The organism is Neobacillus massiliamazoniensis (assembly GCF_001048695.1).
GTDB classification, from domain to species: Bacteria; Bacillota; Bacilli; order Bacillales; family Cytobacillaceae; genus Neobacillus; species Neobacillus massiliamazoniensis.
This window is the reverse complement of the sequence record NZ_CVRB01000005.1, coordinates 1-12,668: the sequence shown is the minus strand read 5'-3', so window position 1 is coordinate 12,668 and position 12,668 is coordinate 1. Positions and strand designations below refer to the sequence as shown.

The 12,668-nt window shown below is 36.0% G+C and carries 15 protein-coding genes and 2 rRNA genes; 13 read left to right on the top strand and 4 right to left on the bottom strand.

All coding sequences use genetic code 11. From position 1 onward, the window contains the following. The first annotated feature begins 70 nt into the window (after window positions 1-70). From BN1082_RS22280 to BN1082_RS22250, 8 genes are all read left to right on the top strand, one after another. A complete protein-coding gene (locus tag BN1082_RS22280) occupies window positions 71-745 on the top strand; it encodes a hypothetical protein (protein WP_090638556.1) in 675 nt (224 codons plus the stop codon). A 243-nt stretch (window positions 746-988) separates the two neighbouring features. Further along, window positions 989-1,492, top strand: a complete 504-nt coding sequence (locus BN1082_RS22275) for a hypothetical protein (protein WP_090638554.1) — start codon at window positions 989-991, stop codon at window positions 1,490-1,492. Window positions 1,493-1,531: 39 nt separating this feature from the next. After that, the gene (locus BN1082_RS22270) at window positions 1,532-2,149 is read left to right on the top strand and encodes a DUF3885 domain-containing protein (protein WP_090638550.1); all 618 of its coding nucleotides are present in this window, start codon (window positions 1,532-1,534) and stop codon (window positions 2,147-2,149) included. Between the two features lie 170 nt (window positions 2,150-2,319). Next, window positions 2,320-2,727: a hypothetical protein gene (locus BN1082_RS22265; RefSeq protein WP_090638547.1), complete on the top strand. Its 408-nt coding sequence runs from the start codon at window positions 2,320-2,322 to the stop codon at window positions 2,725-2,727. A 194-nt stretch (window positions 2,728-2,921) separates the two neighbouring features. Next, window positions 2,922-3,539, top strand: coding sequence for a hypothetical protein (locus tag BN1082_RS22260; protein WP_090638545.1), 618 nt, complete (start codon window positions 2,922-2,924; stop codon window positions 3,537-3,539). Between the two features lie 142 nt (window positions 3,540-3,681). Next, window positions 3,682-3,834, top strand: a complete 153-nt coding sequence (locus tag BN1082_RS27795) for a hypothetical protein (RefSeq protein WP_176699897.1) — start codon at window positions 3,682-3,684, stop codon at window positions 3,832-3,834. 20 nt (window positions 3,835-3,854) lie between these two features. Next, the gene (locus BN1082_RS22255; RefSeq protein ID WP_090638543.1) at window positions 3,855-4,106 is read left to right on the top strand and encodes a DUF7878 domain-containing protein; all 252 of its coding nucleotides are present in this window, start codon (window positions 3,855-3,857) and stop codon (window positions 4,104-4,106) included. A 310-nt stretch (window positions 4,107-4,416) separates the two neighbouring features. Continuing rightward, window positions 4,417-4,776: an MmcQ/YjbR family DNA-binding protein gene (locus BN1082_RS22250; protein ID WP_090638541.1), complete on the top strand. Its 360-nt coding sequence runs from the start codon at window positions 4,417-4,419 to the stop codon at window positions 4,774-4,776. A 189-nt stretch (window positions 4,777-4,965) separates the two neighbouring features. On the opposite strand, the gene BN1082_RS22245 is transcribed toward BN1082_RS22250, so the two are convergent. After that, the gene (locus BN1082_RS22245; RefSeq protein ID WP_090638538.1) at window positions 4,966-5,952 is read right to left on the bottom strand and encodes a helix-turn-helix transcriptional regulator; all 987 of its coding nucleotides are present in this window, start codon (window positions 5,950-5,952) and stop codon (window positions 4,966-4,968) included. Window positions 5,953-6,306: 354 nt separating this feature from the next. On the opposite strand from BN1082_RS22245, the gene BN1082_RS22240 reads away from it, so the two are divergent. Next, window positions 6,307-6,876: a dihydrofolate reductase family protein gene (locus BN1082_RS22240; protein ID WP_090638535.1), complete on the top strand. Its 570-nt coding sequence runs from the start codon at window positions 6,307-6,309 to the stop codon at window positions 6,874-6,876. 169 nt (window positions 6,877-7,045) lie between these two features. Here the strand turns inward: BN1082_RS22240 and BN1082_RS22235 are convergent, their stop codons facing one another. Beyond that, entirely contained in the window at window positions 7,046-7,441 is a 396-nt protein-coding gene (locus BN1082_RS22235; RefSeq protein ID WP_090638533.1) for a DUF3888 domain-containing protein, read from the bottom strand. 308 nt (window positions 7,442-7,749) lie between these two features. Between BN1082_RS22235 and BN1082_RS22230 the strand changes: the two genes are divergently transcribed. Together BN1082_RS22230 and BN1082_RS22225 are read left to right on the top strand one after the other, a co-directional pair. Next, window positions 7,750-8,007: a DUF3949 domain-containing protein gene (locus BN1082_RS22230; protein WP_090638531.1), complete on the top strand. Its 258-nt coding sequence runs from the start codon at window positions 7,750-7,752 to the stop codon at window positions 8,005-8,007. Window positions 8,008-8,480: 473 nt separating this feature from the next. Next, complete coding sequence (locus BN1082_RS22225; RefSeq protein ID WP_090638528.1) at window positions 8,481-8,897, top strand: hypothetical protein; 417 nt, start codon at window positions 8,481-8,483, stop codon at window positions 8,895-8,897. Window positions 8,898-9,125: 228 nt separating this feature from the next. Here BN1082_RS22225 and BN1082_RS22220 read toward each other — a convergent pair whose 3' ends face one another. Beyond that, the gene (locus BN1082_RS22220; RefSeq protein WP_090638526.1) at window positions 9,126-9,335 is read right to left on the bottom strand and encodes a hypothetical protein; all 210 of its coding nucleotides are present in this window, start codon (window positions 9,333-9,335) and stop codon (window positions 9,126-9,128) included. A gap of 138 nt (window positions 9,336-9,473) precedes the next feature. Then, window positions 9,474-9,656: a hypothetical protein gene (locus tag BN1082_RS22215; RefSeq protein WP_090638523.1), complete on the bottom strand. Its 183-nt coding sequence runs from the start codon at window positions 9,654-9,656 to the stop codon at window positions 9,474-9,476. A 669-nt stretch (window positions 9,657-10,325) separates the two neighbouring features. Between BN1082_RS22215 and BN1082_RS22210 the strand changes: the two genes are divergently transcribed. Then, window positions 10,326-11,875: ribosomal RNA gene (locus BN1082_RS22210) — 16S ribosomal RNA — on the top strand. A gap of 424 nt (window positions 11,876-12,299) precedes the next feature. Continuing rightward, window positions 12,300-12,668, top strand: a 23S ribosomal RNA gene (locus BN1082_RS22205); the annotation flags it as partial.

Sequence of the window (12,668 nt, the reverse complement as noted above, 5' to 3'; positions counted from 1 at the left end):
AGGAAATAATAAACGGAATATAGAATTTAATAATGTTTTGAATTTATATTTACTTAGGCGAGGATTTAATATGACAAAGAAACCTTATGGGAAGCACTGGAAAGGTATAAAAGGGTACAGGGTAATAGAAGGAACCGATGAATATAATCACTATTTTGGTGGTCAAGATTGTGATTTGCCTGTTTGTACATTATGCGGGGAGAAAATACATCAAATATTTTGTTTTGATTTAATAGATGAAAGACTTTTCGAAATAAAAGCTGAAGGACTAAACGTTTTACCGTTAGTTTCTTGCTTGAACTGTTCGATGGTGTGGGAGCCTCAATATTTCCAGTTAAGTAATGGAGGTAAATCCATTCAAGTAATAAGTCAAGAAAATACGGAAGATTGGGTTCAAGATGAGGAATATATGCTACCAGTACCACTTCCAAGGACAAATGTAAAACTTATTGAAATGATGGTCGAGGATATTCCAACTAATGAAGATAATTATGATAGGGCTTTTGATTTATTTGGTTCGGAATATTTATGTAGATTTTTGGGTGCCCCTTTGTATGATGAAGTCCCTGAAGATTTAGACTGTCCGATTTGTAACCAAGAAATGAAGTACATTGCCACAATAACTCAAGACCTTGGTGAACAGGAACTTATTTCTGTCGTCGATTTTCAATTTGGAGAAATGAATATTTTCTATCATTTTTGCAAGGATTGTTTAGTTATAAAAACTCAAATACAAGGAACATAATAAAAAATTTTACACAACTATGTAGATTTTATAAGGTAAGACTGTCTTAACAGCCTTTTTCTTATTCAAAGTAAGTTTGTGAAATATTGTACTGAAACAAAAGGGGTGCGTTAGTTTAAAATCACCAGCTGCTTCGGCAGCTTTTTTTCTTATTCCACTAACTGGGCAGTTTAGTTGAAGATCCAGACTCTTTAATGTGCTATGATTTTAATAAGGAATTTACAAAAAAATGGAGTTGTTCTTATGGAGGTAGTGGGCAAATCACCTCATTTTACGATTAGGAATTTTGAGTTGGGATACACAGAATCAGCTAAGTTTTATAGATGTTTTGCAAATAGTGTTGAAGACCTGTTATTTCCTTATTTTGAAGTGAATTTGAGAAATGATGAGAAAGAGTGGAAAGACTTCATTCTAAATAGAACTGTGTTTAAAAGTGAAACTTGGACTTTTCAAGATGTGACGCACAAAAATGTTTATTGGTATAGACCCAAAAATGAACAGGAGTTAATTAAGATAATTAAAAATGAAGGGCTTAATTCCCTATTTTATGTTGTACCATCTGGTAGTGATATAGAAAGTTATAACTACTTGATTTATGTAGTGGAACACGTTACAGATGAAGATGAAAATGATGAATATGTAGCAATGTTTGTAACTGAAAGGACTAAAGGAATCTTTGAGAAACAGGTTTTTCCGAAACTTAGAAAGAATTTTAGCGAGCTGAAACTTGATTCCTTGTTCAACTAACTGTTGGCGTAATTAGAGAACAAATAAAGGGAGGAAAATATGCTATTAGATGAATATCTTGATAGGAATTTTCCTAATTTACCAATATGCCCACCCTTATTTTATAATTGGAATATTGGTATTCGTTTTGAATTAGGAGATCCAAAAGAAGAAAATGATATTAAATATATGGAACGTGTCTATAAAAGGGCATTAACGCTATTTAAATCTATAAACGATAAAAACGATGAAATTTATTTGGTTTCATATGATGATCGCCTAATAAAAAAAAGATTTAAAAACAAGTATAAAACTAAATTTTTCACTTCATATCTCCAAGATAAAAATGATAAATATCGAATTCAAATTCATGAATTACCCTTTCAGAATCTAGAAGAAGATGAAGATAATGAATGGTGTACTTTACGTTATACAATGAAATGTAAATCAAAAGACTTAAAAATATCATCATTATTAAAAGCATATTTTAATACAAATATGGCTCCTATATATTTTGTTAATCTTAATAAAGGAGCTATTTTTCATATTTATGATGATAGGGGATGTGATTTAATTGCATCAAAAATAGAAAGTATCAAGAATATTTATATAACATACAAAGATTGGATTTTAGATTACGATAGAGAAAAAATCGATAAGGTTTTTAAAGATAAATAATTTTACTTTATTCAACTACCAGAGGAAAGAGTTGGAGTTCAAAGCTGTCGTTTGCGGCAGTTTTTCTTATTGGACTATCGGTCAGCATTCCTGTAATGAAGAATTATAGTTATACAATGACGAAATAGATTACTTAAAAAGTTCTAAACAAACGGAGGTTGGAGTCGACAATGGACCCAAGAAAAATATTTTTAATTGAACTACACGAGATAATTAAAAATAGTTCAGAAGAGATACGAAATCATTTAGTGAGCCCATCCGAAGATAATATTGTTTGGGATGAGTTTAAATTGAGCGAAGAAGAAGTAGCTGCTTTAAAAAAATGTAAATTTGATGATGTAGCCTTATCAGCTATTGAAAAAACAGTTAGAGATACTATTCTTGGGGCATTTCACGATGCTTTTTCCTTATTGGACGCTGTAACTGACCCAGAAGTTGTTGAGCTTTATGATACTTGGCTTGGATTAACACTTAGCGAGCCTAATGAAGAAGAAGAAGAGAACGAGGGATTTCTCCACGATGAGGTTTATGATGCCTATTGGGATTGGTCGGAACAGAGAAATAAAGATGAAGATTAATAATGAATAAACAGCTTTAGTTCACAATAGTTTGTAATATTGTGTTCTTACGCTAACGGGTGCAAGAGTTAATGATCGGAGCTGTCGTCGAGGCAGCTTTTTCTTTTTGAACTAAAGGTTCAGTTGAAGAAGGATTTCCTTTTTAGTTGGAGAAATTAGTAAGGAAATGGGTGATAATGTAAAGGAGTATCATTATGAAACCAAAAGAATTATTAAACCATTATATAGAAAATCAATTAGTCGCTGAGTTACAAAAATTAGGTTTCCGATATGCAAAAAGTGTACCTAAATTTTCACGAACAAAAGGGGATTTTGAACTAACTTTTAGCTTTTCACGTAGTCAATGGAATGCGGAAGATTATTGCCAATTCTGGACAATTTGGGATGTCTCATCAAAAAAATACTCAAAATGGTTTAAAGAACAATGGGGAAATAAGCCAGTAAATAATGTAATTGTATGTGCGTCAGAATATAATGTTCCAGGATGGACTAGGGAGGTTTACAAACAACATTTTACACTTACTAATTCTGAATCTGATATAGCCGAATTTAATGAATTTGTACATAATGTATTAAATGTTGGAATCCCCTATTATACGCATATAAGCGATTGGAATATTGCGGCGGAATATGCTTCTCAAGAGATAATTGTTTTTTATGACAAAGTATCTGATTTTTACCTAATTTCAGGACAAAAAGAAAAAGCAAAAGAAATTCTTGAACTTGGTATTAAAGAAATTGAAAGAAGAAAACACGACCAGTATATGTTACTCCCCGAAATTCAAAAGAGGTTGGATAAGTATTTTAATTAATGTTCTTCTTAAGCAAACGGTACAAGAGTTTAAGATCCTGCTGCCAGCAACAGCAGCTTTCTAATTGCACTAACGGGAAGGTTACTTGAAGAAGAGGGAATCGTTGACCCAGTGTAGAATATTTCCCTTGGAGAGTGATTTTATGAATGTTAGATTCTCGTTTGTTTTAGATAAAAATGTACCTAATGGACCAGGATACACTGCTTACGAAAATGGTTTTATAGAAGGTGCTTTAAACATTTTTGTAGATGAAAAATTGTTTTTTCATGACCCATATGTCAATCTTGCTAGTTAGGAATCCAACTAGGTGAATGGTTGCAAAAGATTCGCAGAATTCTTAGAGAAAATATGGACTACGACACAATTGACCATGATGAGACAATACTCAATTTCTTTTATGAAGGTAATGACTATTGGAGAATTTATTCAATTTGGCAGGAGTTTGAAGCACACAAATACATTACCACAACTGTATTAGTTGAAGCGGTAACACAATACATACAGGAGGTAAATAAGGAACTTCACGAAATTGATTACATTGTTAAACTCGATGAGTTCCTCCATTAATCCACCCCTTATCTAAATCAAAAGGAAAAATCTTATTTCTCTTACGGGGTACAATTGTTTAAGGCCAGGTTGCTTCCGAAGCCTTTTTCCTTGTTCAATTAAACCAGCTAATAGAAGCTACTCAGTTATTCTATTACGATCGGGCGCAATTCTGTAGCAAGAATTACGCTCATTCTTTATGTTAAGGGCCAGATTATGGAGTAAAAAGGATTTTTAGAAATGGAAATAGAAATTAGTAATTATGGTTTTAATGATACTGAAAATAAACTTTGGTTTGTTAATGTTCATTTTATAAAAAGGAGCACTTTTAATGGAAAAAGAAAAACTACAATCATTTTGTATGACATTACCTGGTACAACACATGATTACCAAGTAGATTGGCAAGCAGATCGTTATCATGTTGGTGGGAAGATGTTTGCAATGTTAGGCGGAGATTCTGAAGGGAAGCCTATTATTACTTTAAAATGCGAACCTAATCGTTCCGAAGAGTTAAGAGAAACCTATAAAAGTATTATCCCTGGCTATTATATGAATAAAACACATTGGAACTCTGTTTATATTGATTCAAATCTTCCCTTTGATTTATTAGAAAATCTAATTCTGCATTCTTATAATTTAGTTTTTGAAAAATTAACTAAAAAAGCCCAAAAACAGATTATTGCAAAGTAGTTATTAGGCCAAATTGAAATACTATGTGCTGATTCAGCAGTCCATTTTCATATCCTTTATTCAGTAAAAGGGCGCTTTCCTGTAATAAGGAAAGTGCTTTTTCCATTTTAGTTCCATTTTGTGGAATAAAAAGTGTTTATAAGTTTGCTTTTTAACAAAAGGAAAGTAGAATAAAATGTCTTTCTACTTTCAGGACATTTTATTTTCCATTTGATTCTCTTGATCATAAAAATCGATTACAGCCCTTGCCATATCAAATATAACTTGCTTTAAAGTGTTAGGTCTTATGATTTTTATCTGATTCCCAAAACCCAGAATATACTCTTTGGCTTCTTGTTCTGTATCAAAACACAGCTTTATTGGAGTCCATCCATTTTCTATGGGAGATTCAATTTTTAATATTTGTACAAAACGTCCAGTGAACTTAATTCTTTGAACGATAATAGGAGATACTTCAACATCTACCTCATATCTTGGTAGGTTTTTAATAAATTCTTGTGTTGAGCTATTCCAATATTGAGCTAAATTAAAGTCATTTGGTCGCGTAAATGTTTCACTCATTAATAGAGCAGATTTGATTCTGGATGCTCGATAATTTCGAATTTGATCTTTTGATAACGCGATTAAATACCACGTGCTGCCTTTAGCAACCAACCCCAAAGGGTTAACATCTCGTTCAACATACTCCCCATCTGCCCGTTCATAATTCAATTGTAATTTCCGATCTTCCCAAATGGCTTGTTGCAAAATTTTGAATGACTCCATTTTTTCAGTTGACTGTCTCCAAGCACTTGTATCAACATGGATTCGGTTCCATATATCATCGGAATTTATTTGGAAGGAGCTTGGAATTGAAGCCAGTATTTTCTGTCGTGCTTCATACCAATCTTTTGTTAAACCTAAGTCTGTGAGCAACTGGATTGACGGTGAAATAAACAAAGACTTAATTTCATCGGCTTTCATACCAGTTAGATTTGTTCGATATTGTTTAAGTAATCTCCACCCTCCTGCCTTACCGCGTTCAGCCACAACAGGAATACCTGCTGCATTCAATGCTTCCATATCACGATGAATGGTACGTTCAGTTACCTCTAAGTCCTTGGCTAATTCTCTTGTTGTCAATTTTCTTTTATGTTGCAGCAGAAGTAAAATGGAAATAAGCCTATCAGCGCGCATAACTACCCACCTAAATGATTATTTTAATGATATTTAATTATGACAATAGATGTCATCATTAAGTATTATACTATGTGTATATGTAGCAATGTAACTTATTTAAGCAATATGTATTAGCGGACATACAAGCATGAATTTTTATTTACGATGTCTACTAATATTACTTAGGGGACATACTCTATCTAGGTAAATGGATATGAAGTCAAAATTTCTCCTTGTATGTAGGGGCACGGCAGAAAAAATGGAGGTTCACTATTACTTTTTCTCGTTTTAATGTCCGCTAATGATTAAAGTAATATTTGGTTACATTACTACACCAAGGCTATATCTATTTGATTAAAGGGAGGAAGAATTATGTCCCAAAACGTAGGACCAAGAAGAATAATTTTAGATTTAGCAGTAACTTTAGATGGGTTTATTGAGGGAAAAAATGGGGAAGTTGACTGGTGTATCATGGACTCTGAGATGGGTTTTATTAATTTCTTAAATCAAATTGATACTATTTTATATGGAAGAAAAAGCTACGATTTATGGGGCCAATTTACTCCAGAAATTGAAGATACTGATACTGAAAAAGAATTTTGGGAATTAGTTCATAGTAAAGAAAAATACGTGTTTTCCAAAACGCAAAGACGGACAGATAATAAAGCAGTATTCATAAATGATAATATTCTTGAAGAAGTAAATAAATTAAAGAATAAGTCTGGTAAAGATATCTGGCTATATGGTGGAAGCAATCTTATAACAACTTTTATCAATTTAGGGCTTGTTGATGAATTTAGATTATCTGTTCACCCTGTTATTTTGGGAGAAGGAAAACCGTTGTTTATTGATATAAACCAGAGATTTAATTTAAAAATGGTTAATACAAGAACGTTCTCGTCGGGCGTTGTGCAACTAATCTATCATTTGAATAGGAATTAATAATATTGCACATTCCAAAGAAAAAATACATTTAAATCATTAGGAAATACTCGAAAGTAATTTTCGCTTCTTCCATAATCGGGCGCAATTCTGCAGAATGAATTGTGCTCTTTCTTTATGTAAAGGGCCATTTAGTTGAAGAATATAACCCAAGTAAAAAGACACTCTTTTACAAAGAATGTCTGCATTTAGTTATTTCATTCGGCTTTAACCTTCTTCTTTTGAAATCAATAGCCTGCCACTCTATGGTTTTTTCATTACTAAAAGTGATTGTCACTAAATCATTGGGAGGGCTGTGAGCACCTTCAAATGTTGTTACCTGCACTGTGACATTAAATAAGTAAGTGCCTATTGGCAGCTTCTTAATTTGGGTTATTTTACCCCAATAATTTTGTTTAATTTCGCCATATTGTTTCTTTAATTCCTGTTGAATTGAGGGATAAAGCATAATGAAAATCAAGTCATCACGCAACTGTATATCATTTTTTGTTACGGTTTCGGCTTGGACGGGAGAATAAGAGAAAAGAGTCAGGAAAGCGATTAATATTACAAGGCTTTTTTTCATAGAGAACCTCGCTTATAGGTTTTTTCTTATTTTACCCATTTACGAAAATAAATTTGCTTATCCTTGCTATTCAACTATCGGGCGCAATTCTTCAATAACGAAGGTCACCTTTTTCCTCTTCAAGTAAAAAATAATGTTAAGTGGTAAAGAGTGTCACCCCACTTTCCTCTAAATATGGTATAATTAGGTAAATGGAGATTCACGGTGATAGGGCGGGTTATTAATATAATTTTATTAAAAAGTTAGAAATTTAACCGTCTGTAAATCGTAAATATTATTAACAAGCATTATTAAAGGAGGGAACAAATATGGACTTAGTTACAATCGTTATTGTTTCAGTTTTAGTTCTTTTTTTTCTAATCATGATTCCGGTTCAATACTCCTACATTTCTGAAATGAAAGAAAGACGTGAAAAAGCCAAATTATCGCAAAATGATCTATATGATCGCATGTCATTTGAGGAACAAGAATTACATTATAGTGTTCAAGGAAGTTTCTTGACTCTGCCTTCTAATCTAGTTGCTATGATAATTTACAAAATTCGCCATCGTAAAAATATATCTTGAGAACAAGTGAAGAATCAAATGAGGAGCCTAGATATAAAGCTCCTTTTCTTATGTTTGCATAGATCCACTCAAAATTTTTGCTGTTCTTTCCTGCGATTATATTATAAATTAGGTGATTTTAGGATTGAGATCCTATTTTAGCTATTCCATTAAAGGGCGCAATTCTGCAGCAAGAATTACGCTCTTTCTTTATATTAAGGGCAGATTGTAGAGTGAGGAAGGAAATTAAAAGGGGCATCTTGAATTTGTAAGTTATGTCAGAAAAGGGCAGTTTAGTTCAACAAGAATACCTAGCCGATGTTATTTGCTCTGTTTAAGAATAATGGTGATTTTTGATAACTCTTCGAAAACTTACTTTCAGTTACCTGTCAGATGGTAAGAGATATAGGAATAGTATATTACTGGATTAAATAAAATTAAAACAGGAAGAAAAATGAGGTGATTTTATTTTAGAAAAACTCAGGAAAATTAATATGAAAACTGCTGTATTTATGGGAATTATTTTTTACTCTTTGACTATCTTAATCCACTTTCTTATTATAAGCAAAAGTATTCCATTTACATGGGTTAATGGTGGAAGGTCTGAATCATTCGCTGAACAGCTACCAATATCTGTTATAAATATCGTTATTTCTATTATTGGAGTAGTTTTTACGTTGATTGTTGGTAGAATTAAACTATATAAATACAAAAGAGGAATAACCGTTATATGTTGGTTTATTGTTGTACTTTGGTCTTTTGGATTTATACAACAATTGTTTGGAACACCTTTTGAAAAAATGGTTTGTTCGTTAGTATTGCTTCTTGGAGTTATCTCGAACTTGCGTATGGCGATTGAAAAAAATAGCTGTAACTATTTAATTAACAAGTTTGTGAACAATTACACTTAAACTAAAGGGTGCAAGAGTTGAACAACGGGCATTGTTGCGGCGATCCTTTTGCTTATTCGACTAACGAAGCGGGTTAATTTAAGAAAATAGATGACCAAAGGACTTATTGGCTCTATGGGTTATGAAGGTTCACAATTTCTAAAATCTCATAAAAATTCTATGCCCATCTTGGCTTACTGTATAACTTGAAGAACCCCATGGTGAATCACTCCATTAAAAAGCATCCGATTATTCGGATGCATACTTAATTATTCCATGTAAGTAAACTGAGTATTCTCTCTGTACATATTCTCTTAATTTAATTCTTTTTTCTGTTTCTAATACTTTAACCAATTCTTGAATCTTATTTTCATTTTCTTTTGTAGTAGGAATCTCTATTGAAAACAAATTACCTCGACTACTATTTAGTAATTTTTTTAATAACTCAACTTTATTCATTGGATAATCCCCTTTATCTACTATATTCGACATAAAGGCGATTTTTTCCTTGGAACATCTTATATTGTTTCATGTTTTATCTACTTTCCACTAAAAAAATCTGATTACTGGTACTATGACAGGAATAGGGTAGCTTTTTTATTTTTTTTTATACCTACCTTCTACCAATCTAATCATATCACGCCCTGATATCTTTTCTGTTTCATGATAACCTTCTTCATCACGCGAACTCAAGTACCAGTTGCTATCTTTATCTTCATTTAACCTATATAACTTATTGGTAAAAACATTTGTATAAAAATCTCCATTTCTTAGCCTCATACTATCCCTCTCTCAAATGTATATAACCTGTATTATGCCCAGGATACTGACCTGAGAGCCATTAGACATTTACAGTCTAAAAATCCTGGATATACAGGGGAAAGAAGTGAAAATCAGCGGTAGGGGCAGAGCATGGATAGTTGTATAAACGGAAATTTGAGTTGCCTTAAAACTTGAAAAAAGTATTTGACATTGTACGCTTAACGTTGTAAATCCGCATTTTCCTGACGGTAACCCGTTAATGGATCAATGATGGGTGGAGCGATTAAATTCAAATCGGAAAACGATGTGAAAGATGTACAAATGATTATTGTAGAATAAAAAAATCTGTTGCAAATGAACACCGCAGGTGTTAAAATAATAAAGTTGCTCTTTAAAAGAGTGGATAAGCAAACAATTGGAAGAAAACTTTCTCTTGCTTTAATGTGAACAATGTGATATTATGTAAAAGTTGCTCTAAAAAAAGAGCGCGAAAGCCAATTGTAATTGGAAAAAATTATGATTGTTAGAATCTGAGGAATGTGATAAAATATATTCCTGTCACTTTTTATAAGTGATATTGTTCTTTGAAAACTAAACAAACAAAAACGTCAACAAACAATAATTATCGTGTTTCTTCTATTATTAATAGAGAACACGAGCCAACGTAAAATTCGAGCTAAATCAACTTTCTTGGAGAGTTTGATCCTGGCTCAGGACGAACGCTGGCGGCGTGCCTAATACATGCAAGTCGAGCGAATCAATAGGAGCTTGCTCCTGTTGGTTAGCGGCGGACGGGTGAGTAACACGTGGGCAACCTGCCTGTAAGACTGGGATAACTTCGGGAAACCGGAGCTAATACCGGATAATCCTTTTCCTCACATGAGGGAGAGCTGAAAGACGGTTTCGGCTGTCACTTACAGATGGGCCCGCGGCGCATTAGCTAGTTGGTGAGGTAACGGCTCACCAAGGCGACGATGCGTAGCCGACCTGAGAGGGTGATCGGCCACACTGGGACTGAGACACGGCCCAGACTCCTACGGGAGGCAGCAGTAGGGAATCTTCCGCAATGGACGAAAGTCTGACGGAGCAACGCCGCGTGAGCGAAGAAGGCCTTCGGGTCGTAAAGCTCTGTTGTTAGGGAAGAACAAGTATCGGAGTAACTGCCGGTACCTTGACGGTACCTAACCAGAAAGCCACGGCTAACTACGTGCCAGCAGCCGCGGTAATACGTAGGTGGCAAGCGTTGTCCGGAATTATTGGGCGTAAAGCGCGCGCAGGCGGTCCTTTAAGTCTGATGTGAAAGCCCACGGCTCAACCGTGGAGGGTCATTGGAAACTGGGGGACTTGAGTGCAGAAGAGGAAAGCGGAATTCCACGTGTAGCGGTGAAATGCGTAGAGATGTGGAGGAACACCAGTGGCGAAGGCGGCTTTCTGGTCTGTAACTGACGCTGAGGCGCGAAAGCGTGGGGAGCAAACAGGATTAGATACCCTGGTAGTCCACGCCGTAAACGATGAGTGCTAAGTGTTAGAGGGTTTCCGCCCTTTAGTGCTGCAGCTAACGCATTAAGCACTCCGCCTGGGGAGTACGGCCGCAAGGCTGAAACTCAAAGGAATTGACGGGGGCCCGCACAAGCGGTGGAGCATGTGGTTTAATTCGAAGCAACGCGAAGAACCTTACCAGGTCTTGACATCCTCTGCCACTCCTAGAGATAGGACGTTCCCCTTCGGGGGACAGAGTGACAGGTGGTGCATGGTTGTCGTCAGCTCGTGTCGTGAGATGTTGGGTTAAGTCCCGCAACGAGCGCAACCCTTGATCTTAGTTGCCAGCATTTAGTTGGGCACTCTAAGGTGACTGCCGGTGACAAACCGGAGGAAGGTGGGGATGACGTCAAATCATCATGCCCCTTATGACCTGGGCTACACACGTGCTACAATGGATGGTACAAAGGGCAGCGAAGCCGCGAGGTGAAGCCAATCCCATAAAACCATTCTCAGTTCGGATTGTAGGCTGCAACTCGCCTACATGAAGCCGGAATCGCTAGTAATCGCGGATCAGCATGCCGCGGTGAATACGTTCCCGGGCCTTGTACACACCGCCCGTCACACCACGAGAGTTTGTAACACCCGAAGTCGGTGGGGTAACCGTAAGGAGCCAGCCGCCTAAGGTGGGACAGATGATTGGGGTGAAGTCGTAACAAGGTAGCCGTATCGGAAGGTGCGGCTGGATCACCTCCTTTCTAAGGATATAAGCTGGACATATGAGCCAGACAAAACGAGTTTGTTTGACCGTTTCATGTTTGTTTAGTTTTGAGGGAGCAATTCTCTCAAAGCTTATTTTTTTGCTCCTGCGCCGCAGTATTTCGAGGAAGTTATCCCTCAGCTCGTCGCAAGGCAGCATGAAGTAACGCTCTGATGTTAAATCATGATGTGATTAAGTCAGTAGCCTCGTTCCTTGAAAACTAGATAATCATATAGAAGAAACCAAGTAAGAACCGAGTAATCGCCATTTTAGTTTTTCTCTCTTTATTTAAAAAGAGTAGAGACAAATTAGCAGCGAGAAGGTCGAGGAAGCAAGGGAGTGAAGACCGGAGCGTGCTTAGGCACGTGAGGATCTGAACGAGCGAAGCTGACGAAGAGATTCGACGCTGATCATTTGTCGTAGGTTAAGTTAGAAAGGGCGCACGGTGGATGCCTTGGCACTAGGAGCCGATGAAGGACGGGACTAACACCGATATGCTTCGGGGAGCTGTAAGTAAGCTTTGATCCGGAGATTTCCGAATGGGGGAACCCACTGCTCGTAATGGAGCAGTATCTTTACCTGAATACATAGGGTATTGAAGGCAGACCCGGGGAACTGAAACATCTAAGTACCCGGAGGAAGAGAAAGCAAACGCGATTCCCTGAGTAGCGGCGAGCGAAACGGGAACAGCCCAAACCGAAAGGCTTGCCTTTCGGGGTTGTAGGACACTCAACATGGAGTTACAAAGGAACGGGGTAAATGAAGCGATCTGGAAAGGTCCGTCATAGAAG

What these genes read in the sequence shown, in the direction of transcription:
- BN1082_RS22280 (WP_090638556.1), top strand. Translation starts at nt 71, where the DNA reads ATGACAAAGAAACCTTATGGGAAGCACTGGAAAGGTATAAAAGGGTAC.
- BN1082_RS22275 (WP_090638554.1), top strand. Translation starts at nt 989, where the DNA reads ATGGAGGTAGTGGGCAAATCACCTCATTTTACGATTAGGAATTTTGAG.
- BN1082_RS22270 (WP_090638550.1), top strand. Translation starts at nt 1,532, where the DNA reads ATGCTATTAGATGAATATCTTGATAGGAATTTTCCTAATTTACCAATA.
- BN1082_RS22265 (WP_090638547.1), top strand. Translation starts at nt 2,320, where the DNA reads ATGGACCCAAGAAAAATATTTTTAATTGAACTACACGAGATAATTAAA.
- BN1082_RS22260 (WP_090638545.1), top strand. Translation starts at nt 2,922, where the DNA reads ATGAAACCAAAAGAATTATTAAACCATTATATAGAAAATCAATTAGTC.
- BN1082_RS27795 (WP_176699897.1), top strand. Translation starts at nt 3,682, where the DNA reads ATGAATGTTAGATTCTCGTTTGTTTTAGATAAAAATGTACCTAATGGA.
- BN1082_RS22250 (WP_090638541.1), top strand. Translation starts at nt 4,417, where the DNA reads ATGGAAAAAGAAAAACTACAATCATTTTGTATGACATTACCTGGTACA.
- BN1082_RS22245 (WP_090638538.1), bottom strand. Translation starts at nt 5,952, where the DNA reads ATGCGCGCTGATAGGCTTATTTCCATTTTACTTCTGCTGCAACATAAA.
- BN1082_RS22240 (WP_090638535.1), top strand. Translation starts at nt 6,307, where the DNA reads ATGTCCCAAAACGTAGGACCAAGAAGAATAATTTTAGATTTAGCAGTA.
- BN1082_RS22235 (WP_090638533.1), bottom strand. Translation starts at nt 7,441, where the DNA reads ATGAAAAAAAGCCTTGTAATATTAATCGCTTTCCTGACTCTTTTCTCT.
- BN1082_RS22230 (WP_090638531.1), top strand. Translation starts at nt 7,750, where the DNA reads ATGGACTTAGTTACAATCGTTATTGTTTCAGTTTTAGTTCTTTTTTTT.
- BN1082_RS22225 (WP_090638528.1), top strand. Translation starts at nt 8,481, where the DNA reads ATGAAAACTGCTGTATTTATGGGAATTATTTTTTACTCTTTGACTATC.
- BN1082_RS22220 (WP_090638526.1), bottom strand. Translation starts at nt 9,335, where the DNA reads ATGAATAAAGTTGAGTTATTAAAAAAATTACTAAATAGTAGTCGAGGT.
- BN1082_RS22215 (WP_090638523.1), bottom strand. Translation starts at nt 9,656, where the DNA reads ATGAGGCTAAGAAATGGAGATTTTTATACAAATGTTTTTACCAATAAG.